Genomic DNA, 22,457 nt, shown 5'->3' on the forward strand with positions numbered 1-22,457 from the left:
GAACGCGGGAACCCAGTGACGGGCGGGTTCGCGAGCAAGCTCGCTCCTACGAAGAGCAAAGCGGCTCAGCTCTGGCTTTTGGACTTCCAGAGAAGCATCCACACGCACCGGAACGCCCCTTCAGAAGGCCGAGCGAAACCGGCGCTCAGGAGGTCATGCGACATGGATGTCGCGAGAGCCCCGCGGGCTACAGGGACGTACCCTCGGGGCGGGCCTCCGTGGCGGGGGAGTTCGCGAGGGTAGCCCGACTCTGTCGGGCCCGTATGTCGGGGCAAGCCTTTTTGGTTCCTTTTTGCGGGGGTGGCCTTCCACCGTTTGACAAAAGGGACTCGCCCGAGGGGGCGAAACAAGAAGGTTGGGCAAACTCGGAGCGGCGCAGAAACACCCAAGCCAAGGCAACTGGGTTCCCGCGTTCGCGGGAATGACGGGGTGGAGATCGGAGCACGGAGCCAAGACCACACTCCGCAAGCCAAGCCCAAGCCCCACCCCATATGAAAAATGCCGTTTCCCCCAGACAGAGAAACGGCATTCTTTCTTAACTGAACAGCATTACGCCGGAAGGCGGAGCGGCCGCCGGAAGCGGCCGCTGGCCATCAGTAACCGAGGGAGAAATCTTCCTCGGCCATGTCCATCAGGTTGCCGGCGCCGGACAGCATCGCGGCGACGTGGGTGCGGGTACGCGGCAGGATGCGCTGGAAGTAGAAACGCGCGGTCTGCAGCTTGGCCTTGTAGAAGCCCTCCTCGCTGGTGCCGGCGGCCAGTTTCTCGGCAGCCAGGCGCGCCATGTCGGCCCAGAAGTAGGCCAGGCAGGCGTAGCCGGAGAACATCAGGTAGTCCACCGACGCGGCGCCGACTTCCTCGCGGTCCTTCATGGCAGCCATGCCAACTTTCATGGTCAGTTCGCCCCACTCCTTGTTCAGCGCGGCCAGCGGCGCGACGAGTTCCTTGACGGCTTCGTTGCCTTCGTTGGCCTGGCAGAACTTGTGCACGATCTTGGTGAAGCCCTTGAGCGCCTCGCCCTGGGTCATCAGCACCTTGCGGCCCAGCAGGTCCAGCGCCTGAACGCCGGTGGTGCCTTCGTACAGCATGGAGATGCGGCTGTCGCGGACGTTCTGCTCCATGCCGTGCTCGGCGATGAAGCCGTGGCCGCCGTAGATCTGCACGCCGTGGTTGGCCGCTTCGAAGCCGACTTCGGTCATGAACGCCTTGGCGATCGGGGTGAGGAAGGCCAGCATTGCGTCAGCGGCTTTCTTCTGCTCTTCGTCCTGGCTGCGCTGGACGATGTCGACCTGCTTGGCGGCGAAGTACAGCATGGCGCGGTTGCCTTCGGCGAAAGCCTTGGCGGTCAGCAGCATGCGGCGCACGTCCGGGTGCACGATGATCGGGTCGGCGGCCTTTTCCGGGGCTTTCGGGCCGGTCAGCGAACGCATCTGCAGACGCTCGCGGGCGTAGGCGATGCCACCCTGGAAACCGATCTCGGCGTGGGCCAGGCCTTGCAGCGCAGTACCCAGGCGAGCGGTGTTCATGAAGGTGAACATGCAGTTCAGGCCCTTGTTCGGCGGGCCGATCAGGAAGCCGGTGGCGGCGTCGAAGTTCATCACGCAGGTGGCGTTGCCGTGGATGCCCATCTTGTGCTCGATGGAGCCACAGGACACAGCGTTGCGCTCGCCCACGCCGCCTTCTGCGTTGGGCAGGAACTTCGGCACGATGAACAGCGAGATGCCCTTGGTGCCCTGCGGGGCGTCGGGCAGGCGGGCCAGCACGATGTGGACGATGTTGTCGGCCATGTCGTGTTCGCCGGCGGAGATGAAGATCTTGGTGCCGGTGACCTTGTAGGTGCCGTCGGCCTGGGGCTCGGCCTTGGTGCGCAGCATACCCAGGTCGGTGCCGCAGTGCGGCTCGGTCAGGCACATGGTGCCGGTCCACTCGCCGGACACCAGCTTGGTCAGGTAGGTGGACTGCTGCTCCGGGGTGCCGTGGGCGTGCAGGGTGTTCATGGCGCCGTGGGACAGGCCGGGGTACATGCCCCAGGACCAGTTGGCCTGGCCGACCATCTCGCTGATGGCCATGCCCAGGGATTCCGGCAGGCCCTGGCCGCCGTGCTCGACGTCATGGGCCAGGCTCGGCCAGCCGCCTTCGACGAATTGTTCGTAGGCCGCCTTGAAGCCGGTGGGGGTCTTCACACCCTCGGGGCTCCAGGTGCAGCCTTCCTGGTCGCCGACGCGGTTCAGCGGGGCGATCACCTGTTCGCAGAACTTGGCACCCTCTTCGAGGATGGCATTGACCATGTCCGGCGTGGCGTCCTGGGCGCCCGGCAGGTTCTGGTAGTGCGCTTCGTAGCCCAGCAGCTCGTCGCGAACGAAACGGATATCACGCAAGGGGGCCTTGTAATCAGGCATAGCGGTAAACCTCTACGAAGGGTTCTGGTTAATGGGCGACCGATGCTTGCGGTCGCTGTGCGGGAGCGTTCCCGGCCGCCCAGCCGATGCGCCGCGCGCCTCGACTCTCAAACAGGCGTTTGAAACATACGTTTACGCCCTACCCTTGTCAAGCGCGCCAACCGACCGCCCGGTCACGCGCGAGGGCACGGCCCAGAGCGCTGCGTTCGCGGGTATCGATAGGGATAAGTAAAGCCCAGCCGCGGGCCGTCGACAGGCGACTACCCGAGGTTGCTGAAAGTAAATTCTGAAGGCAGGAAAGGCGTCAGACGCTGATGTCGATCAGCGTCCCGAGGGTTTCGTCGGCGGTCTGCAGGACGCGGCTGGACGCCAGGGCGGCGTACTTGCTCATCTCCATGTCCACCACGGGCCGGGCGATGTCGTCCTTGGCCACGGGCTGCGCGGCCACCTGGGCGGCGGCACGGTCGACCTGCTGCAGGCCGCGTTGCAGCCCCTGCAGACCGGTACTGAATGCGTTACCGGAGATTTCCATGGTCGAACGTCCTCGCTGGAACCTGCCGCCTATTCAAACAGGATCGCCGATGATATTCAAAGGCCATCAGTCCGGAAGATCGAGAATGCCCAGGTCCAGGTGCCCGGCCACGGCGAACGGCGTCGGCTCGGCCAGGTGCGGCACGCGGCCGATGCAGGGCGCCGGCAGGCGTTCGGCGAGGGTCGCCAGGTTCTCTTCCAGGCGCGAGGTCCTGGGGTCGACGATGTTCGCCACCCAGCCGGCCAGCGGCAGGCCGTCGCGCAGGATGGCCTCGGCGCTGAGCACCGCATGGTTGATGCAGCCCAGGCGCACACCCACCACCAGGATCACCGGCAGGTCGAGGCGGATGGCCAGGTCCGACAGGCTCTCCTCGCCGGCCAGCGGCACGCGCCAGCCACCGGCGCCTTCCACCAGGGTGAAGTCGGCGCCGCGCGCCAGCACGTGGCGTACCGGCCCGGCCAGGGTGTCGACGTTCAGCGCCACGCCGACTTCGCGGGCAGCCAGGTGCGGGGCAATGGCCGGCTCGAAGGCGAAGGGGTTCACCTCCTCGTAGGTCAGCGGCAGGCTGCACTCGCCCAGCAGGGCCAGGGCGTCGCCGTTGCGCAGGCCCTCGGGGCGGCGCTCGCAGCCGGAGGCCACCGGCTTGGCGGCGGCGGTGGACATCCCGGCCATGCCCGCGGCGTGCAGCAGGCCGGCGGCGATGGTGGTCTTGCCGATTTCGGTGTCGGTGCCGGTGATGAAAAACGCGTGTGGCATGGGGTTCCTCAAGGGCTATACATAGGTGCCGGCTGCGCCGAGGGGCTTTCGTAGGATGGGTTGAGCTTGCGAAACCCATGCGGTGGCGGTGATGGGTATCGCTTCGCTCAACCCATCCTACGGGCGTCGTGTTTGCCGGAGTCCCCTCCTACGAAGAGATGGGTTTGCGCAGGATGGCGTGGACCACCCTATAGGTCGCCGGCAGCCCCTCGGGCTGGCGGAAGCGTTCGTAGGCCTCGATCAGCGCCCGCACCCTCGCCCGTCCGGTGAGCCCACCGGGGCGGCCGGGGTTGAGGTTGTGGGCGCCCAGGGCCTTGAGTTCGTGGGTCAGGCTGCGCAGATCGGGGAAGTGCAGCACGCGGTCCTCGGTGACCAGCTGCAGCACTTCCAGCCCGCTGGCCGCGCACTGCGCCTGGTAGTCGGCGAAGGCGCGGAAGCGGTTGACGTGGACGAAGCCGTCCACCGCCTGCCAACTGGCGCGCAGCTCGCCCAGGGTGCCGATGCACAGGCTGCTGAAGGCGAACACGCCGCCCTCACGCAGCACCCGGCGCGCTTCGCCGAGCACCGCCGGCAGGTCGGCGCACCACTGGATGGCCAGGCTGGAGAACAGCAGGTCGCAGCACTCGCCGCGCAGCGGCAGGCGCTCGGCGTCGCCGCCGATGAAGTGCTGCGCGCCGCCGTGCTCGCGTGCGTGGCGCAGCATGCCTTCGGCGATATCCACGGCCAGCCCTTCGGCTTCGCCGAAACGCCGGGCCAGGGCGCGGCTGAAGTGGCCGGTGCCACAACCCAGGTCGAGCCAGCGACGCACCGCCAGGTCGGCCGGCAGGCGCGCCAGCAGGCTGTCGCCGACGCCGCGCTGCAGTTCGGCCACCGCATCGTAGGTGGCGGCCGCGCGGGAGAAGGAAGCGGCGACCTGGCGCTTGTCCGGCAGCGCGCCGCCTAGGGGATCAGACATCGTCGCCCTCGTGGATGAAAGTCAGGATGGCCGCGGCCACCTCGTCCGGGCGTTCCAGCGGCAAGCCGTGGCTGGCGCCGGCGATGGTGCTCACTTCCACGTCCGGCAACCAGCCCAGCAACGCCTCGGCGGCGCCGGCCGGGACCAGCGCATCGTTGCCGGCGAACAGGTGCAGTTGCGGGCCGTCGTAGCGCTCCAGCGCCGCGCGGGTGTCCAGGCGCCCCAGCAGTTGCAGGCCGGCGCTCAGCGCCCCGGTCTCCAGCGCCGGCAGCGCCACCTGCAGTTGCCGCGCCAGGGTACGGGCGTCGCGGGCGCCCTGGCTGACCAGCAGGGTGAAGCGCTTGCGCGTCAGTTCCGGCTCCAGCAGGAAGGCTTCGAAGAAGTCCTCGAAGACGCTGTTAGGCATGGCCTGCGGCCAGTCGTCGAGCTGGCGGAAGCTGGCGTTGGCGGCCAGGGTGATCAGCCCGCGGCAGGCCTCGCCGCGGCGCGCGGCCAGCTCGGCGGCGAGCATGCCGCCCAGGGACCAGCCGGCCAGCCAGCTGCCTTCGGGCAGCTCGTCGTCCAGTTCGTCCAGCCATAGCGCCGGGTCGGCCTCGCGCGGCAGCGGCTCGATGTGGACGTGCAGGTGCGGCGCCAGCTCCAGCAGCGCGTCGCACAGCGGCTCCAAGGGCGCGCTGCCCAGGCCCCAGCCGGGCAGCAGTATCAGTTGGTCACGCATCCTCGCCCTCCTCGGCGTCGAGTTCCGCCAGCAGGCTGGTGGAGACCTGGCGCCAGCTCTGCTCCAGGGCTTCGAGCAGGCGGTCGACCTGCTCCTCGCTGTGGCTGGCGCTGAAGGTCACGCGCAGCCGCGCGCTGCCGGCCGGCACGGTGGGCGGGCGGATGGCGCCGACCAGGATGCCGTGGTCGCGCAGCGCGGCCGACAGCGCCATGGCCTGGCGGCTGCCGCCGATGAGGATCGGCTGGATCGGCGTGAAGCTGTCCATCAGCGTCAGGCCAATGGCCTCGGCGCCACGGCGGAAGCGCGCGATCAGCCTGCCCAGGTGCTCGCGGCGCCAGCTCTCGGCGCGCAGCAGCTCCAGGCTCTTCAGCGTGGCGCAGGCCAGCGCCGGCGGCTGGCTGGTGGTGTAGATGTACGGGCGGGCGAACTGGATCAGCGTCTCCACCAGTTCCTCGCTGCCGGCGACGAAGGCGCCGGCGGTGCCGAAGGCCTTGCCCAGGGTGCCGATCAGCACCGGCACGTCGTCCAGGCCCAGGCCGAAGTGTTCGACAATGCCGCCGCCGTTGGCGCCCAGCGGGCCGAAGCCGTGGGCGTCATCGACCATCACCCAAGCGCCGCAGCGCTTGGCCTCGGCGCACAGCGCGGGCAGCTCGGCGAGGTCGCCGTCCATGCTGAACACGCCGTCGGTGACCACCAGGGTGTTGCCCTCGGCCTTGCCCAGGCGCTGCGCCAGGCTGGCCGCGTCATTGTGCAGGTAGCGCGAGAAGCGCGCGCCGCTGAGCAGCCCGGCGTCCAGCAGCGAGGCATGGTTGAGGCGGTCTTCCAGCACGGTATCGCCCTTGCCCAGCAGCGCGGTCACCGCGCCCAGGTTAGCCATGTAGCCGGTGGAGAACAGCAGCGCCCGCGGCCGCCCGGTGAATTCGGCCAGGGCCAGCTCCAGCTCGTGGTGCGGGCCGCAGTGGCCGTTGACCAGGTGCGAGGCGCCACCGCCCACGCCCCAGCGCTCGGCGCCGGTGCGCAAGGCGGCTATCACCTCGGGATGGTTGGCCAGGCCCAGGTAGTCATTGGAACAGAAGGCCAGCATCGGCCGGCCGTCCACCCGCACCAGCGGGCCCTGCGGCGACTCCAGCAACGGCCGCTGGCGGTAGAGATCGTCCGCCTGGCGCTGGGCCAGACGGGCGGCGAGATCGAAGGACATGAGGCGCCTCGATAAAAGCGGCTGGAGGCTGAAGGCTAAACGAAAGAGCGACCTCGTCCAGCCTTCAGCCTCTAGCCTTCAGCGGCTTTACAATGCGGCGTTGTAGAACAGCTGCGAATCGCGCTGCTCGACCAGGGCCTGCTCGATGGCAGCCTGGTGCACCTCGTCGGCGTGCTCCTCGCGCTCCTCGGGCTTGATGCCCAGGCGGGCGAACAGTTGCATGTCCTTGTCGGCCTGCGGGTTGCGGGTGGTCAGCAGCTTCTCGCCATAGAAGATCGAGTTGGCGCCGGCCATGAAGGCCAGGGCCTGCATCTGCTCGTTCATCTGCTCGCGGCCGGCGGACAGGCGCACGTGGGACTTCGGCATCATGATCCGGGCCACGGCCAGGGTGCGGATGAAGTCGAAGGGATCGACGTCCTTCTCTTCGGCCAGCGGGGTGCCCTTGACCTTGACCAGCATGTTGATCGGCACCGACTCCGGGTGTTCCGGCAGGTTGGCCAGCTGGATCAGCAGGCCGGCGCGGTCGGCCACCGACTCGCCCATGCCGAGGATGCCGCCGGAGCAGATCTTCATCCCCGCCTCGCGCACGTAGGCCAGGGTCTGCAGGCGCTCGCCGTAGGTGCGGGTGGTGATGATGTTGCCGTAGAACTCCGGCGAGGTGTCGAGGTTGTGGTTGTAGTAGTCCAGCCCGGCCTCGGCCAGGGCCTGGGTCTGCTCCTGGGTCAGCTTGCCGAGGGTCATGCAGGTTTCCAGGCCGAGTTTCTTCACGCCCTTCACCATTTCCAGCACGTAGGGCATGTCCTTGGCCGAGGGGTGCTTCCAGGCGGCGCCCATGCAGAAGCGGGTGGAGCCGATGGCCTTGGCCTCGGCGGCCGCTTCCAGCACCTTCTGCACTTCCATCAGCTTCTGCTTGTCCAGGCCGGTGTTGTAGTGGCCGGACTGCGGGCAGTACTTGCAGTCTTCCGGGCAGGCGCCGGTCTTGATCGACAGCAGGGTCGAGACCTGCACGCGGTTCGGGTCGAAGTGCGCGCGGTGCACCGTCTGCGCCTGGAACAGGAGGTCGTTGAAGGGCTGCTCGAAGAGTGCCTTCACTTCGGCGAGGGTCCAGTCGTGGCGGGTGGCGATGGATGCGGTTGCACTCATGGGGAGTTCCTTCGGACGCGGGCTGACGCCTCGTTGTTCTCGGCCGCCACGGCAGGGCGTGGCGGTTCAGGCTTTGGAGGCATGATATGTAAGCCTTGGTCGCTGTCAACCAAGTTGAAGTCACAAGTCGACAAGTGACTATTAATTGACCAGCTTGCACCACGACGCAGGCGGCACCCGGCACAGGCGCCGCCGCGCTCATCTAGGCAAGGAAGAAGCGGTACAGGTTTTCGACCTGCTGCTTGTAGCGACGCCGCGCCGCCAGCGCCTCTTCCAGGGTGATGGCGACGAAACGGGCCTTCTGGTTGGGCTGCAGCTGGGCCATGCGGTCGAGGTCGGCGCTGATCACCGTGCCGATCATCGCGTAGCCGCCGCCGGACACCGCATCGCGGTGCAGGACGATGGGCTCCAGGCCGCCGGGCACCTGGATGGAGCCGATCGGGTAGCAGGCGTCGACGATGTTCGACGGATCGGAGCCGGCGCCGAACGGCTGCTCGCGCGGCTCGAAATCCAGCGGCGTGCCGCCCTTGAAGCGGAAGCCGGTGCGGTCGGCCTCGGAGCCCACGGTCCAGGTGTCGGCGAAGAACTGCTCGGCGGCCCGGGCCGTCAGGCGATGGTGATAGAGCCCCGGCACCACCCGCAGGCTGACTTCGCCACCGACCTCGATCTGCAACGAGCGCGGCAGCGCCAGGCCCTCGCGGCCGGCTCCGGCGGGAGCGCCCAGGGGCAATTCGTCGCCGGCCTGCAGGCGCCGCCCGGCGAAGCCGCCGATGCTGCCCAGGCCGTAGGTGGAGCGGCTGCCCAGCACTTCCGGCACGTCGATGCCGCCATCGATGGCGATGTAGCCACGGGCGCCGGCCTTGATGAAGTCGAAACCCAGCACCTGCCCGGCGCGCACGCGGAAGGCGCAATCCAGCGGCATCTCGGCGCCGTCCAGGCGTGGCGTCATGGCCGCGCCGCAGACCGCCACCAGGGCGTCGCGGCGGAACTCCAGCTGCGGCCCGAGCAGGGTGCATTCCAGCGCCGCGGCGGTGGCCGGGTTGCCCACCAGCAGGTTGGCCGCGCACAGGGCGTACTGGTCGAGCGCGCCGGAGGGCGGGATGCCCAGGTGGTAGTAGCCTTCGCGGCCGGCGTCCTGCACCGAGGTGGCGAGGCCGGGCTTGAGCACCTTAAGCGACATGGAGCACCTCCTGCAGTCGTTGCTTGCAGCCTTGCGGGTCGGCGAGGAAAGCGTCGAGGTCGAACTCGACCGGGCGGATGCGCAGCGCGAAGCTGCCCGCCTCCACCTCGGCCACGGAGCGGTCGTATTCCTCGCGGTCGATGGGGCGGAACTGAACGATGTCGCCGGCGCGGAAGAACACCATGGAATCCTGCAGGTAACCCAGGCGCTGCTGCGGGTCGTAGATCGGCGCCGGGGTGACGCCGAACATCTGGTAGCCGCCGGCGCCGCGCACCGAGTAGATGCAGCCGAAGCAGCCGCCGTGGCCGAGGGTCAGCTTCGGCGTGTCGGTGCGCGGGCGCAGGTACTTGGGCACCTGCAGTTGCCGCTCGCGCTCGACCATCTGGTACATGAACGGCAGGCCGGCGACGAAGCCGACCATGGAGACGAACCAGGGCGTGCCGCTGTGCGCCTCGATGAAGGCCTGGGCGTCCTGGTAGCCATTGATCCGCGCGGCGTATTCCAGGTCGGTGGAGGCCGGGTCCTGGTGGCGGTCGCGGAAGCGCACCAGCGTCTCGTGGGTCCAGGGGTCGTTGTACAGCACCGGGATCTCGATGATCCGCGTGTGGATGCTGCGCTCGGTGGTGGCATGGGCCTCCAGCTCGCGCACCTGCTCCAGCAGCGCCTGCGGGGCCACCTGGTCGGGGTCGAAGCGAATCTGGAAGGAGGCGTTGGCCAGGCACACGTCCAGCACGCCGGGGATGGCCTGGCGCTCGACGGCGCGGGTCACCGCCATGCCGCGGAAGAAGGCTTCCAGCGACATGGATTCGGCGACCTCGGCGAACAGGTGCTCATCGCCGCCGAAGCTGTAGCGGATCTGCTCGTGCATGTCACACCTCCAGGGCGGCCGCGCGCTCGGCCAGCCAGGTTTCCAGGGTGCCGGTGTCGAACTGCGCGGCGCGCACGCGCGGGTCCGCCAGCAGCCAGCGGTGCAGCGACAGGGTGGTGGCCATGCCGCTCAGTTGGGTTTCTTCCAGGGCCCGTTCGGCGCGGGCGAAGGCCTCTTCGCGGTCCCTGCCGTGGACGATGATCTTCGCCAGCAGCGAGTCGTAGTAAGGCGGCACACGGTAGCCGGGGTACAGGTGGCTATCCACCCGCACACCGTCGCCCTGGGGCCAGCCGAGGCTCTCGACCACGCCCGGGCAGGGGAAGAAGTTGCGCGCAGGGTCCTCGGCGTTGATGCGCATCTCCAGCGCCGCGCCGTTCAGGCGGATGTCGTCCTGGCGCAGCGCCAGCGGCTCGCCGCCGGCGATGCGCAGCATGGCCTGGACCAGGTCGACGCCGGTGATCATCTCGCTGACCGGGTGCTCGACCTGGATGCGGGTGTTCATCTCGATGAAGAAGAACTCGCCGCTGTGGGAATCGAACAGGTACTCCAGGGTACCGGCGCCACGGTAGCCGAGGCTTTCGGCCAGGCGCACGGCGCTGGTGCAAAGAGCCTCGCGCTGGGCATCGTCGAGCGCCGCGGAGGGTGCTTCCTCGAAGACCTTCTGCCGGCGCCGCTGCAGCGAGCACTCGCGCTCGAACAGATGCACCACCCGCTCGCCATCGCCAAGAATCTGCACCTCGATGTGCCGCGCCTGGCGGATGAAGCGCTCCAGGTACACCGCGCCGGAGCCGAAGGCCGCCTGGGCCTCGCGCTGGGCGATGGGGAACTCGCGGCGCAACTCCTCGGCATCGTGGGCGATGCGGATGCCGCGGCCGCCGCCACCGGCCGAAGCCTTGATCAGCAGCGGGTAGCCGACGTCCTCGGCACAGCGCAGCGCCGCCTCGATGTCCTCCAACTCGCCCGGCGAGCCCGGCACCACCGGCACCCCGGCCGCCATCGCCGTGCGCCGCGCCTCGGCCTTGTCGCCCATGCGGCGGATGGTCTGCGCGTCGGGGCCGACGAAGATCAGCCCGGCGGCGCTCACCGCCTCGGCGAACGCGGCGTTCTCGGAAAGGAAGCCGTAGCCGGGGTGGATCGAGTCCGCCCCGCTGTCCCGCGCCGCCTGCAGCAGCGCCTCGGCATTCAGGTAGCTGCGATCGCCGCGGGCCGGACCGATGATGCGCACCTCGTCGGCCTGGCGCGCGGCCAGGGAGTCGGCGTCCGCCTCGCTGCACGCCGCGACCGTGGGAATCCCCAGCGCCCGCGCGGCACGGATGATGCGCACGGCGATCTCGCCGCGGTTGGCCACCAGCAGTTTCTTCAACATGGTCGGTCCCTCACGCGTCGCCGTCGATGGTCGCCAGGTCCTGGCCAGGCTCGATCGGTTCGCCATCCTCGACCAGGAAGGCGCGCAGGGTGCCGGCGCATTCGGCCTGCACCTCGGAGAACTGCTTCATCACCTCCACCAGGCCGATCACGCTGCCCGGCTCGACGCGCTGGCCGACCTCGGCGTAGTTGGGCGCATCCGGGCTCGGCTTGCGGTAGAAGGTGCCCGGCAAGGGCGACTGCACATGATGTTCGGCCATGACTGTTCCTCATTGTTCGAATGTGTGGATGGCAGATGCAGTGGTGGAGACTGGCGCTCAGCGCGGCGCCTCGATGCGGATGCCGGCGCCCAGCAGCGCGGCGCGGGTGGCCTCGACCAGCGCCAGGGCGCCGGGGGTGTCGCTGTGGATGCAGATGGAGTCGAAGGCGATGGGGATGTCCTCGCCCTCCACCGTGCGCACCCTGCCCTCCTGGCAGGCGCGCAGCACCTTGGCGGCCACCTCCTGGGGGTCGAGCGCGCGCACCCGGCGGATGAAGACGATGGAGCCGCTGCGGTCGTAGTCGCGGTCGGCGTAGAACTCGCGCACCACCGGCTGGCCCAGCGCCTGGGCAGCGCGCCAGGTGGCCGAGCCGTCCATGCAGAACAGCGCCAGCTGCGGGTCGAGGCGCTGCAGGGTGGCGACGAACTCGTGGGCCGCCTCCTCGTCGCGGGCCAGGTGCATGTAGAGCGCGCCGTGGGGCTTGATGTGCTGCAGGCTCGCGCCCTGCAGGTGGGCGAATTCACGCAGCGCGCCGAGCTGGTAGAGCATGTCGTTGACCAGCTCGGCGGCCGGCGCGTTCACATGCCGCCGGCCGAAGCCGACCAGGTCGCGGAAGCCGGGGTGCGCGCCGATGCCCACGCCATGTTCCAGGGCCAGCTCGACGGTGCGGCGCATGATGTTCGGGTCGCCGGCATGGAAGCCCGTGGCGATGTTGGCGCTGCTGATCAGCGGCATGATCGCCGCGTCCACGCCATCGCCGATGGTCCAGGGGCCGAAGCCCTCGCCCATGTCGGAATTGAGATCGACTGTCTGCATCGCCGCAGGCCCCTGTATGCGTTGTTGTTAAGGTCGTTGGGGTGACCTTAAGTCGCAGGGGTGGCATTGGGTAGATTTATTATTCGATACAGTAGATTCTGAAAAACAGATACCTCTCGGAGCACGGCCCCATGGCTTTCACCCTGCGCCAGGTGCGCTATTTCGTGGCCACCGCCGAAGTCGGGCAGATTTCCCAGGCGGCGCTGAACCTGCACATCTCGCAGTCGGCCGTGACCAGCGCCATCCAGGAACTGGAGAGCCTGCTGGGCGCCGCGCTGTTCACCCGCACGGCCCAGGGCATGACCCTCACCGACAACGGCCGGCATTTCCTCAACCACGCCTATTCCATCCTGCGCAGCGTCGAGGACGCCCTGAACAGCCCGCTGCCGGACACCCGCCTCAGCGGCAGCCTGAACGTGGCGGCCAGCTACACCGTGATGGGCTACTTCCTGCCGCACCACCTGCAGCGCCTGGCGCAGTGGTACCCGGACCTGAGCCTGCACCTGCACGAGCAGGAACGGGTGGACATCGAGCGCGGCCTGCTCGAAGGACGCTACGACATGGCCGTGGTGCTCACCGGCAACCTCACCGAGCCGCAGATAACCGCGGAGACGCTGTTCAGCTCCACCCGCCGGCTCTGGCTACCGCTGCGCCACCCGCTGGCCGAGCGCACGGCCGTGGGCCTGGCCGACGTGGCCAGCGAGCCGTACATCATGCTGACCGTCGACGAGGCGGGCGAATCCTCCATGCGCTACTGGCAGCACAGCGGCCAGCAGCCGCGGGTGATCCTGCGCACAAGCTCGGTGGAGGCGGTGCGCAGCATGGTCGCCAACGGCTCCGGCGTGGCCATCCTCTCCGACCTCGTCTACCGTCCCTGGTCGCTGGAAGGCAAACGCATCGAGACGCTCACCCTGGTCGACGCGGTGCCCTCGATGAGCGTCGGCCTGGCCTGGCACCGCGACCGCGAGTTCACCCCGGCGATGAAGGCCTTCCGCGAATACTTCCGGCAGTCCTTCCTGGCCCCGCAGCTGAGCAGCACACGGCGCTGAACCCGGCGGCCCCTGCGCCACTCCAATGAACGGAACAATCGGGAACCGCTACGGACATGGAAACAGAAGGCACTTTCGACTGGCTCGGCCAGACCCTCGGCAAGGCGATCCGCTTCGTCGTCGACCTCCTTTCCGGCCTGCTGGGCGCCATCTGGGCGGCCATGGACCAGTTCCTCCACGGCCTGGCCCGGGCCATCGGAATGGACGTGTCGATCTTCAGCTTCGTCCTACTCTTCCTCGGCCTGTTGCTGCTCTACAGTGGCATCCGCGCCTTCGTCCGGCGCTCCTTCTTCGGCGGCATCCTGCTCACCGTGCTCGGCCTGATCGTGATGAGCTGGCTGATCCACTGAGCATCCGCCGGGGCTTCACCCGGAGGACGCCACCCTGCTCACCTTCGCTCGCCTGCGCGCCCTCCTCGTTCCGCGTCCGGACTGCCTGTTCTGCGGCGGCCCGGCCGACACCGGCCTGGCGTTGTGCGCCGGCTGCGACGCCGACCTGCCCTGGTTGGGCGGCCACTGCAACACCTGCGCCCTGCCGCTGCCGGAGCACGGCCTGACCTGCGGCGAATGCCTGCGCCGGCCGCCGCCCTTCGACCAGGTGCTGGCGCCCTGGCGCTACGCCTTCCCGGTGGACGGCGCCATCACCCGCTTCAAGCACCAGGCCGACCGGCCCCTGGGCCGGCTGCTCGGCCAGTTGCTGGGGCGCCACCTGCGCCACGCCTTCGCCGAGGGGTTGCCGCTGCCCGACCTGCTCCTGCCGGTGCCCCTGGCCCCGCGCCGGCAGCGTCAGCGCGGCTTCAACCAGGCCGAGCTGCTGGCCCGACGCCTGGCCGCGGACCTCGGCCTGCCCTGGCGCCAGCCGCTGCGCCGGGTGCGCGACACCCCGGCGCAACAGGGCCTGGACAAGGCCGAGCGAAAGCGCAACCTGCGCCAGGCCTTCGCCCTGGACGACGGCGCGGCCCTGCGCGGCCGGCACCTGGCGCTGGTGGACGACGTACTGACCACTGGCGCCACCGCCGCGGCCCTGGCGCAGCTGCTGCGGCGTGCCGGCGCCGCGCGGGTGGACGTCTATTGCCTGGCCCGCACGCCGAAGCCGGGCTGACCCCGCCGTAGGCAGCCGACGGATTCCACTTGCCTTTTGCCTGCGCAGCTACCAGCCTCGCCCTATCGCGAACACAACAACGAAAACGATGACCAGCCTCAGCCTTCTCACCCAGCACGTCACCCGCCGCCCGCAACGCATCGCCCTGCTCGCGCAGATCGCCGCGCTAGGCTCCATCACCCAGGCCGCCAAGGCCGCCGGCATGAGTTACAAGACCGCCTGGGATGCGGTGGACGAGCTGAACAACCTGGCCGAGCGCCCGCTGGTGGAACGCAGCGTCGGCGGCAAGGGCGGCGGCGGCGCGCGCCTGACGCCGGCCGGCGAGCGCCTGCTGGCGCTGTACCAGCGCCTGGAGGAGCTGCGCGAGCGCATGCTCGAAACCCTCGAGGAAGACGGCGAGGACCTGGAGCTGATCGGCCGCCTGATGCTGCGCACCAGCGCGCGCAACCAATTGCACGGGCGCGTCTGCAGCATCGAGCCGGCGGGCCTGAACGACCTGATCGGCGTCGACCTGCCCGGCGGCGCGCGCATCCAGGCGCGCATCACCCGCGAGAGCACCGAGAAGCTGGAGCTGCGCGAGGGCCTGCCGGTGGTCGCGCTGATGAAGGCCGGCTGGCTCTACGTCGACCTGCCGCAGATCGAATGCCCGGCCGGGCTCAACGCCCTGGAAGGGCGGGTCGAGGACATCCGCGAGGCCGGCGACGGCCCCAGCGAAGTGCGCATCCAGTTGCCCGGCGGGCAGATGCTCTGCGCCCTGGTGGACCAGGAACGCATCGACATCCTGCGCCTGGTCCCCGGCAGCCGGGTGCGCACGCAATTCTCCCCGGCCCAGGTGATCCTCGGCACGCCGGTCTGAGTGAAGCCTGCCTTGAGTCAAGGGCCGGCGCCGGCCGTGGGGTTCCAATAGGCCATCCCACTGCCGGAGCCCCCCGCCCATGCGCCGCTTCCTGATCCCCCTGCTGCTGACATGCAGCGCCCTGCTGCCGTCGCTCGGCCAGGCCACCCCCGACGTCCTGCGCGTAGCCAGCGGCCACCAGCCGATGGCGGCGCTGGAGGCGCTGGCCGACCAGTACCAGTTGCAGACCGGCAACAAGGTCCTGCTGATCGAGGGCGACAGCGCCGAGCTGGCCCGCGACATCGGCCAGGGCATGGCCTTCGACCTGTTCTTCGCCGACGACGGCGCGCGCAGCGTGCAGACGCTGCACACCCGGGGCCGCGGCGAAGCGCCGCTGCCCTATGCCTGCGCCCCGCACGCGCAGTATTACGTGGTACTGGTGGAAGGCCCGCGGCGCGAGTTGGCGGAGCGTTTCTTCAGCTACCTGAAGGCGCATCCCGAGGCGCTGGCAAAGGCCGGCTTCCAGTTCAGCGCCTGCGGCAACTGACGCCGTAGGAGCGAGCTTGCTCGCGAACGGGCCCCGTAGCGGAGTCGGTTCGCGAGCAAGCTCGCTCCTACGAGAAGCCGGGCCCGCAGGAGAACCCCAACGTAGGATGGCGTTGAGCGAAGCGATACCCATCGTTTTGTCCCCCAGGCGTAATGGCGCAGGGGCCAGCAATCCCGTGGCGGTGTGCGTAGACTAGGGGCCTGTTCACTGCCCTGGATCGCCGCCATGTCCCATCCCTTCTCCGCCCTCACGCCCGACCTGGTCCTCGACGCGGTGGAAAGCCTGGGCTACCTCAGCGACGCCCGGGTGCTGGCGCTCAACAGCTACGAGAACCGCGTCTACCAGGTGGGCATCGAGGACAGCGAGCCGCTGGTGGCCAAGTTCTACCGCCCCGGGCGCTGGAGCGACGCGGCCATCCGCGAGGAACACACCTTCTCCGCCGAGCTGGCCGAATGCGAGGTGCCGGTGGTGGCGCCGCTGGTGCGCGACGGCGAAAGCCTGTTCGAGTTCGCCGGCTTCCGCTTCGCCCTGTTCCCCCGCCGCGGCGGCCGCGCGCCGGAACCGGGCAACCTGGACCAGTTGTACCGCCTCGGCCAGTTGCTCGGCCGTCTGCACGCGGTGAGCGCCATCCGCCCCTTCCAGCACCGCGAGCAACTGACTGTGGATAACTTCGGCCATGAATCCCTGGCCACCCTGCTGGAAGGCAACTTCGTGCCCAAGAGCCTGCTGCCGGCCTACGAATCGGTGGCCCGCGACCTGCTCAAGCGCCTGGACGCCCTGTTCGCCGACAACCGCTACACCTCCATCCGCCTGCACGGCGACCTGCACCCGGGCAACCTGCTGTGCCGCGACGAGGTCTACCACATGGTCGACCTCGACGACTGCCGCATGGGCCCGGCGGTGCAGGACCTGTGGATGATGCTGGCCGGCGAGCGCCAGGAGCGCCTGCTGCAGCTCTCCGAGCTTATCGATGGCTACCAGGAATTCCACGACTTCGACCCGCGCCAGCTGCCGCTGATCGAGGGCCTGCGCGCCCTGCGCCTGATGCACTACAGCGCCTGGCTGGCGCGGCGCTGGGACGACCCGGCATTCCCGCCGAGCTTCCCCTGGTTCGGCAGCGAGCGCTACTGGGGCGAGCAGGTGCTGGTGCTGCGCGAGCAGCTGGCGGCGCTGGACGAGGAGCCGCTGCGGTTGTTCTGAGCCATCCCATCGTGCGCCCTGCGCGCGATTTCGCGCGCAGGGCCCGCTCCTACAGGTGCGGGAGAAACGCCGTGCCTCACGGAGCGCATAGGGGCACGGAATCGAGCGAGCAGGCCTGCGGCCCCCTCACCCTAACCCTCTCCCGAAGGGAGAGGGGACCGTTCGGAGTACATGGGTGTTTCGGCGTTAGCCGGCTAGCACGGGGATCGCCGGCTGAAACCAGGCCTCCTCCCGGCACGGACTAGCTCCCTCTCCCTCCGGGAGAGGGCTGGGGTGAGGGGATAGCCCGAGCGCCGATGCCATTCCCTGTAGGAGCGCGCCCTGCGCGCGAAATCGCGGGCAGGGCCCGCTTACGTTGTTTTCTGGGTTATTCCCCGCGCCGCCCGGCGGCGGAAACTGAACGCACAGACAACATCGACCGCGCCCCCTAGAATGGCGCGGCCACTCTTTTCTTCTGCCGCAAGGACGTCCGATGGCCACCGCCAATCCCCGCCGGGGCTATGCCCTGGGCCTGACCGCCTATGTCATCTGGGGACTCTTCCCGGTCTACTTCAAACTGCTGGAACGCATCCCCGCCCTGGAAATCATCACCCACCGGGCCATCTGGTCGGCGCTGTTCGGCGCCGCCCTGCTGCTGGTGTGGAAACACCCCGGCTGGTGGCGCGAGCTGCTGGACAACCCGCGGCGCCTGGCCGTGCTCGGCGCCAGCGGGGTGCTGATCGCCAGCAACTGGCTGGTCTACGTCTGGGCGGTGAACAACGGGCACATGCTCGAAGCCAGCCTGGGCTACTACATCAACCCGCTGATCAACGTTCTGCTCGGCCTGGTGGTGCTGCGCGAGCGCCTGCGCCCGCTGCAATGGGTGGCCGTGGGCCTGGCGGCCCTGGGCGTGGCCCAGCAGGTCTGGCAGTTGGGCAGCCTGCCCTGGGTGTCGCTGGTGCTGGCGCTGACCTTCGGCTTCTACGGGCTGATCCGCAAGCAGGCGCCGGTGGACGCCCTGCCCGGCCTGGTGGTGGAAACCTGGATGCTGCTGCCGCTGGCCCTGGGCTGGCTGCTGCTGTTCGCCGACGGCCCCAGCGCCCACCTGGCCTTCTGGACCACCCCGCAGGCACTATGGCTGGCCGCCGCCGGCCCCATCACCCTGGTGCCGCTGGTGTGCTTCAACGCCGCCGCCCGCCACCTGCCCTACGCCACCCTCGGCTTCCTGCAGTACATCGCGCCGACCCTGGTACTGCTGCAGGCCGTTCTGCTGTTCGGCGAACACCTGGACTCCACCCGCCTGGTGGCCTTCGGCTGCATCTGGCTGGCGCTGGTGGTGTACAGCGTGGACATCTGGTACCGCCTGCGGCGCGCCTGATCATTTCCTGAGCGACCAGCTGCAGGCCCCGACGGGCAGGGCCTGCAGCCAGGTATCCGAAACTTTTCCACAGCTTCATCCAGCGCTGCCGGGGATAACCCCACAGCGCCGCCGCACGACCAGAGCACCGCAACGGCGGCGAGAATGGCTGCTCAGAACTCGTACAAACGCCTGTAAGGCTCGCCGATAAAGGCCCCTGGCAATCTACCCAGGGGTTTTCCACAGGGCTTTCCCGGGTTTCTGTGCAGGGCTGCGACGGCCCTGGCGCATTTTTGATCACTTCCCGCAGACACAGAGTCCGCGCGGCCTGTAGCCAGGCATACAGCAGTTGCCCACAGCGCGACCCACGGTTTTTGTGCAAAGACGTGGATAAACCGCCACCCATGCAACCCGCCCCATGCGCGGATCATTTTCTGACCGATCCGCCAAAGTCCTCGTGCTGCGTGGCTTACAGCCATCCATCCACAGCCCGCCAACAGGACAACCCACGGCAACTGTGGGCAACGCCGGGCAGGCTGTTCACAATCGAGTGTTGCGCTCCAAAGCACTGCCTGAAGGGCCTCGCAGCGCTTCACACACATTTCCTCAACAGACTTATGCACAGGCCGGAGGCCTTTCACCTGTGCGTCAGTCCTCCTTGTGGAAATTCAGGTCCACCATGAGGTCGTCGGCCAGGTCCTCCAGGTGCTGCTGCAACTGCTCCAGCGGCAACGTCAGCGGCACCGCCAGCACCGCGTCGGCGTGGAACAGCGGCTCGCCGCTCATGGGCGCCGGCAACACCTCGGTGGTCAGCCGCTCCAGGTTGACGCCGTGTTCGGCCAGCAGGCGGGTGATGTCGCGGACGATGCCCGGGCGGTCGTTGCCCACCAGGTCGAGGTGGATCGGCTTCCAGTTGCAGGAGGGCTCGATGCCGCTGTCGGCCAGCAGCACGCGGATGCCGTGGTCGCCCAGTTCCTGCAGGCCTTCCACCAGTTCGTCGTAGCCTTCGGCCGGCACCGCCACCCGCAGGATCCCGGCGAACTGCCCGGCCATGCGCGACATGCGGCTCTCCAGCCAGTTGCCGCCGTGGCCGGCGATGCATTGGGCGATGCGTTCCACCAGCCCCGGCTGGTCCTGGGCGATGATGGTGAGCACGAGATGATTCATGGCAGCCTCCAGAGTCGATGCGTCAGCCCCGGGCCTGGCCCAGGTCCAGCCAGTAGGTGTAGAAACGTTCGTCACGCTGGTAGCCCAGGCGCTCGTACAGGCCCTGGGCGTTGCGGTTGTCCTTCGCCGTTTCCAGCTGCAGGCCGCAGGCGCCGCTGGCCTCGGCGTGGGCGCGGGCGGCGTTCATCAGCGCCTCGCCATAGCCGTCGCGGCGCGCCGCGGGGATCACGTAGAGGTCGCTGAGCAGCCAGGCCGAGCGTAGTGCCAGGGAGGCGAAGAAGGGGTACAACTGGACGAAGCCCAGGCCCACGCCGTCGATGCTGCGCGCCAGGTAGATCACTGATTCGCCGCGCTCCAGGCGCTGGCCGAGGAAGTCGCGGATGTCCGCCGGGGGCGCCGGCACTTCGTAGAAGTCCAGGTAGCCGGCGAACAGCGGTACCAGGTCGTCGAGGTCGGCAAGGGTGGCGCGGGCGATGGGCATGGTGATCCTCCGAGGGTGAAGCCTGAGTATAGGCTGCGGCGCGGAGCCAGCTGCGACGGGGCGTCGCAGGTTCCTCGCCGAATTAATCGTGTACTGTTTTCAGATTTATCTGGAACAATCCACTAGTTTTTTGCGAACATTATTGCTGCTACGTGACTGAGATGCGTTCTTTGGTCTAACCGCGACGCCAGCCCACTGATTTTTCCCACGGCATCATGTAGTATTCCGCGGCTCGGACTACAAGGCGTCTTGCCTGGGTTCCGAGCTGGTCCTGAGCAGAGTGAGGCAAGCAATGACTGAACGCGTTCAAGTCGGTGGCCTGCAGGTCGCCAAAGTCCTGTTCGACTTCGTCAACGACGAAGCCATCCCCGGTACCGGCGTAGACGCCGGCAAGTTCTGGGCAGGTGTGGAGGCCGTGGTCAACGACCTGGCCCCGAAGAACAAAGCCCTGCTCGCCAAGCGCGACGAGCTGCAGGCCAAGATCGATGGCTGGCACCAGGCTCGCGCCGGCCAGGCCCATGACGCCGCGGCCTACAAGGCCTTCCTCCAGGAAATCGGCTACCTGCTGCCCGAAGCCGAAGACTTCCAGGCCAGCACCCAGAACGTCGACGAAGAAATCGCCCACATGGCCGGCCCGCAGCTGGTGGTGCCGGTGATGAACGCGCGCTTCGCCCTGAACGCCTCCAACGCCCGCTGGGGCTCGCTGTACGACGCGCTCTACGGCACCGACGCGATCAGCGAAGAGAACGGCGCCGAGAAGGGCAAGGGCTACAACAAGGTCCGCGGCGACAAGGTCATCGCCTTCGCCCGCGCCTTCCTCGACGAAGCCGCGCCGCTGGAATCCGGCAGCCACGTCGACGCCACCGCCTACAGCGTGAACAACGGCGCGCTGGTCGTCGCCCTGAAGAACGGCAGCCAGAGCGGCCTGAAGAACGCAGCCCAGTTCATCGCCTTCCAGGGCGAGGCGGCCAAGCCGCAAGCCGTGCTGCTCAAGCACAACGGCCTGCACTTCGAGATCCAGATCGACCCCGCCAGCCCCATCGGCCAGACCGACGCCGCCGGCGTGAAGGACGTGCTGATGGAGGCCGCGCTGACCACCATCATGGACTGCGAGGACTCGGTCGCCGCGGTCGACGCCGACGACAAGGTGGTGATCTACCGCAACTGGCTGGGCCTGATGAAGGGCGACCTCGCCGAAGAAGTCAGCAAGGGCGGCACCACCTTCACCCGCACCATGAACCCGGACCGCGTCTACACCAAGGCCGACGGTTCCGAGCTGAGCCTGCACGGCCGCTCGCTGCTGTTCGTGCGCAACGTCGGCCACCTGATGACCAACGACGCCATTCTCGACAAGAACGGCAACGAGGTTCCCGAGGGCATCCAGGACGGCCTGTTCACCAGCCTGATCGCGGTGCACAACCTCAACGGCAACACCAGCCGCAAGAACACCCGCACCGGCAGCGTGTACATCGTCAAGCCGAAGATGCACGGTCCGGAAGAAGTCGCCTTCACCAACGAGCTGTTCGGCCGCGTCGAAGACGTGCTGGGCCTGCCGCGCAACACCCTGAAGGTCGGCATCATGGACGAGGAACGCCGCACCACCATCAACCTCAAGGCGTGCATCAAGGAAGCCCGCGAGCGCGTGGTGTTCATCAACACCGGCTTCCTCGACCGCACCGGTGACGAAATCCACACCTCCATGGAAGCCGGCGCCGTGGTGCGCAAGGGCGCCATGAAGAGCGAGAAGTGGATCGGCGCCTACGAGAACAACAACGTCGACGTCGGCCTGGCCACCGGCCTGCAGGGCAAGGCGCAGATCGGCAAGGGCATGTGGGCCATGCCCGACCTGATGGCCGCCATGCTCGAGCAGAAGATCGCCCACCCGCTGGCCGGCGCCAACACCGCCTGGGTGCCCTCGCCCACCGCGGCCACCCTGCACGCCCTGCACTACCACAAGGTCGACGTGTTCGCCCGCCAGGCCGAACTGGCCAAGCGCGCACCGGCCTCGGTCGACGACATCCTGAGCATTCCGCTGGCGCCCAACACCAACTGGAGCGCGGAAGAGATCAAGAACGAGATCGACAACAACGCCCAGGGCATCCTCGGCTACGTGGTGCGCTGGATCGACCAGGGCGTCGGCTGCTCCAAGGTGCCGGACATCAACGACGTCGGCCTGATGGAAGACCGCGCCACCCTGCGCATCTCCAGCCAGCTGCTGGCCAACTGGCTGCGCCACGGCGTGATCACCGAGGAGCAGGTGGTCGAGAGCCTCAAGCGCATGGCCGCGGTGGTCGACCGGCAAAACGCCAACGACCCGCTGTACCGCCCGATGGCGCCGGACTTCGACGACAACGTGGCCTTCCAGGCCGCGCTGGAACTGGTGGTCGAAGGCACCAAGCAGCCCAACGGCTACACCGAGCCGGTGCTGCACCGCCGTCGTCGCGAATTCAAGGCCAGGAACGGCCTCTGATTCGCGCCAGCGTGAGCTGAAAAACCGCCCTTCGGGGCGGTTTTTTCGTTTCTGGCCCGCCTTTTTCCTGAAAACCGACGG

At 68.4% G+C, this 22,457-nt stretch carries 22 protein-coding genes; 8 read left to right on the forward strand and 14 right to left on the reverse strand.

The features are described from left to right. Positions 1 to 593: 593 nt before the first annotated feature. The 12 genes from BM060_RS24875 to BM060_RS24930 all read right to left on the reverse strand — a co-directional run bounded on the left by BM060_RS24875 (position 594) and on the right by BM060_RS24930 (position 12,190). Positions 594 to 2,399 carry a phenylacyl-CoA dehydrogenase gene (locus BM060_RS24875; protein WP_074984082.1) on the reverse strand — a complete coding sequence of 602 codons (1,806 nt, stop codon included), beginning with the start codon at positions 2,397 to 2,399 and terminating at the stop codon, positions 594 to 596. Positions 2,400 to 2,703: 304 nt separating this feature from the next. After that, positions 2,704 to 2,931 carry a hypothetical protein gene (locus BM060_RS24880; protein WP_009615495.1) on the reverse strand — a complete coding sequence of 76 codons (228 nt, stop codon included), beginning with the start codon at positions 2,929 to 2,931 and terminating at the stop codon, positions 2,704 to 2,706. Positions 2,932 to 2,997: 66 nt separating this feature from the next. Next, positions 2,998 to 3,687, reverse strand: a complete 690-nt coding sequence (bioD, locus tag BM060_RS24885; protein ID WP_074984085.1) for a dethiobiotin synthase — start codon at positions 3,685 to 3,687, stop codon at positions 2,998 to 3,000. Positions 3,688 to 3,835: 148 nt separating this feature from the next. Continuing rightward, positions 3,836 to 4,642 (reverse strand): malonyl-ACP O-methyltransferase BioC, encoded by an 807-nt coding sequence (gene bioC, locus BM060_RS24890; protein ID WP_074984086.1) that lies wholly within the window; start codon positions 4,640 to 4,642, stop codon positions 3,836 to 3,838. Further along, a complete protein-coding gene (locus BM060_RS24895) occupies positions 4,635 to 5,360 on the reverse strand; it encodes an alpha/beta fold hydrolase (RefSeq protein WP_074984089.1) in 726 nt (241 codons plus the stop codon). The genes bioC and BM060_RS24895 overlap by 8 nt, the downstream gene beginning before the upstream one ends. Further along, positions 5,353 to 6,558 (reverse strand): 8-amino-7-oxononanoate synthase, encoded by a 1,206-nt coding sequence (gene bioF, locus BM060_RS24900; RefSeq protein WP_074984092.1) that lies wholly within the window; start codon positions 6,556 to 6,558, stop codon positions 5,353 to 5,355. Before bioF ends, BM060_RS24895 begins: the two co-directional genes overlap by 8 nt. An 87-nt stretch (positions 6,559 to 6,645) precedes the next feature. Next, positions 6,646 to 7,701: a biotin synthase BioB gene (gene bioB / locus BM060_RS24905; RefSeq protein WP_074984094.1), complete on the reverse strand. Its 1,056-nt coding sequence runs from the start codon at positions 7,699 to 7,701 to the stop codon at positions 6,646 to 6,648. Positions 7,702 to 7,903: 202 nt separating this feature from the next. Further along, positions 7,904 to 8,881 carry a 5-oxoprolinase subunit C family protein gene (locus BM060_RS24910; RefSeq protein WP_074984097.1) on the reverse strand — a complete coding sequence of 326 codons (978 nt, stop codon included), beginning with the start codon at positions 8,879 to 8,881 and terminating at the stop codon, positions 7,904 to 7,906. After that, positions 8,871 to 9,749 (reverse strand): 5-oxoprolinase subunit B family protein, encoded by an 879-nt coding sequence (locus BM060_RS24915; RefSeq protein WP_074984100.1) that lies wholly within the window; start codon positions 9,747 to 9,749, stop codon positions 8,871 to 8,873. The genes BM060_RS24910 and BM060_RS24915 overlap by 11 nt, the downstream gene beginning before the upstream one ends. Before the next feature lies 1 nt (position 9,750). Further along, the gene (locus BM060_RS24920) at positions 9,751 to 11,115 is read right to left on the reverse strand and encodes an acetyl-CoA carboxylase biotin carboxylase subunit (RefSeq protein WP_074984102.1); all 1,365 of its coding nucleotides are present in this window, start codon (positions 11,113 to 11,115) and stop codon (positions 9,751 to 9,753) included. A gap of 10 nt (positions 11,116 to 11,125) precedes the next feature. Further along, entirely contained in the window at positions 11,126 to 11,374 is a 249-nt protein-coding gene (locus BM060_RS24925) for an acetyl-CoA carboxylase (protein ID WP_074984105.1), read from the reverse strand. 57 nt (positions 11,375 to 11,431) lie between these two features. Then, positions 11,432 to 12,190, reverse strand: coding sequence for a 5-oxoprolinase subunit PxpA (locus BM060_RS24930; RefSeq protein ID WP_074984107.1), 759 nt, complete (start codon positions 12,188 to 12,190; stop codon positions 11,432 to 11,434). A 131-nt stretch (positions 12,191 to 12,321) separates the two neighbouring features. Here BM060_RS24930 and BM060_RS24935 point away from each other — a divergent pair, with 131 nt between their 5' ends. From BM060_RS24935 to rarD, 7 genes are all read left to right on the forward strand, one after another. Further along, entirely contained in the window at positions 12,322 to 13,239 is a 918-nt protein-coding gene (locus BM060_RS24935) for a LysR family transcriptional regulator (protein WP_074984109.1), read from the forward strand. Between the two features lie 56 nt (positions 13,240 to 13,295). Continuing rightward, entirely contained in the window at positions 13,296 to 13,589 is a 294-nt protein-coding gene (locus tag BM060_RS24940; protein ID WP_009615487.1) for a hypothetical protein, read from the forward strand. 52 nt (positions 13,590 to 13,641) lie between these two features. Continuing rightward, on the forward strand, positions 13,642 to 14,340 hold the full coding sequence (locus BM060_RS24945; RefSeq protein WP_074984111.1) for a ComF family protein: 699 nt from the start codon (positions 13,642 to 13,644) through the stop codon (positions 14,338 to 14,340). Between the two features lie 88 nt (positions 14,341 to 14,428). After that, the gene (locus BM060_RS24950) at positions 14,429 to 15,196 is read left to right on the forward strand and encodes a TOBE domain-containing protein (RefSeq protein WP_074984114.1); all 768 of its coding nucleotides are present in this window, start codon (positions 14,429 to 14,431) and stop codon (positions 15,194 to 15,196) included. 79 nt (positions 15,197 to 15,275) lie between these two features. After that, the gene (locus BM060_RS24955; protein ID WP_074984117.1) at positions 15,276 to 15,722 is read left to right on the forward strand and encodes a substrate-binding domain-containing protein; all 447 of its coding nucleotides are present in this window, start codon (positions 15,276 to 15,278) and stop codon (positions 15,720 to 15,722) included. 225 nt (positions 15,723 to 15,947) lie between these two features. After that, positions 15,948 to 16,922, forward strand: a complete 975-nt coding sequence (locus BM060_RS24960) for a serine/threonine protein kinase (RefSeq protein ID WP_074984119.1) — start codon at positions 15,948 to 15,950, stop codon at positions 16,920 to 16,922. 472 nt (positions 16,923 to 17,394) lie between these two features. Then, positions 17,395 to 18,279 (forward strand): EamA family transporter RarD, encoded by an 885-nt coding sequence (rarD, locus tag BM060_RS24965; protein WP_074984122.1) that lies wholly within the window; start codon positions 17,395 to 17,397, stop codon positions 18,277 to 18,279. Between the two features lie 627 nt (positions 18,280 to 18,906). On the opposite strand, the gene BM060_RS24970 is transcribed toward rarD, so the two are convergent. After that, positions 18,907 to 19,425, reverse strand: a complete 519-nt coding sequence (locus BM060_RS24970) for a glycine cleavage system transcriptional repressor (protein ID WP_043319174.1) — start codon at positions 19,423 to 19,425, stop codon at positions 18,907 to 18,909. 22 nt (positions 19,426 to 19,447) lie between these two features. Continuing rightward, entirely contained in the window at positions 19,448 to 19,906 is a 459-nt protein-coding gene (locus tag BM060_RS24975) for a GNAT family N-acetyltransferase (RefSeq protein ID WP_074984124.1), read from the reverse strand. 292 nt (positions 19,907 to 20,198) lie between these two features. On the opposite strand from BM060_RS24975, the gene BM060_RS24980 reads away from it, so the two are divergent. Further along, positions 20,199 to 22,376 carry a malate synthase G gene (locus BM060_RS24980; protein WP_074984127.1) on the forward strand — a complete coding sequence of 726 codons (2,178 nt, stop codon included), beginning with the start codon at positions 20,199 to 20,201 and terminating at the stop codon, positions 22,374 to 22,376. Positions 22,377 to 22,457: the final 81 nt, after the last annotated feature.

Origin of the sequence: Pseudomonas citronellolis (genome assembly GCF_900112375.1) — a bacterium.
GTDB classification, from domain to species: domain Bacteria; phylum Pseudomonadota; class Gammaproteobacteria; order Pseudomonadales; family Pseudomonadaceae; genus Pseudomonas; species Pseudomonas citronellolis.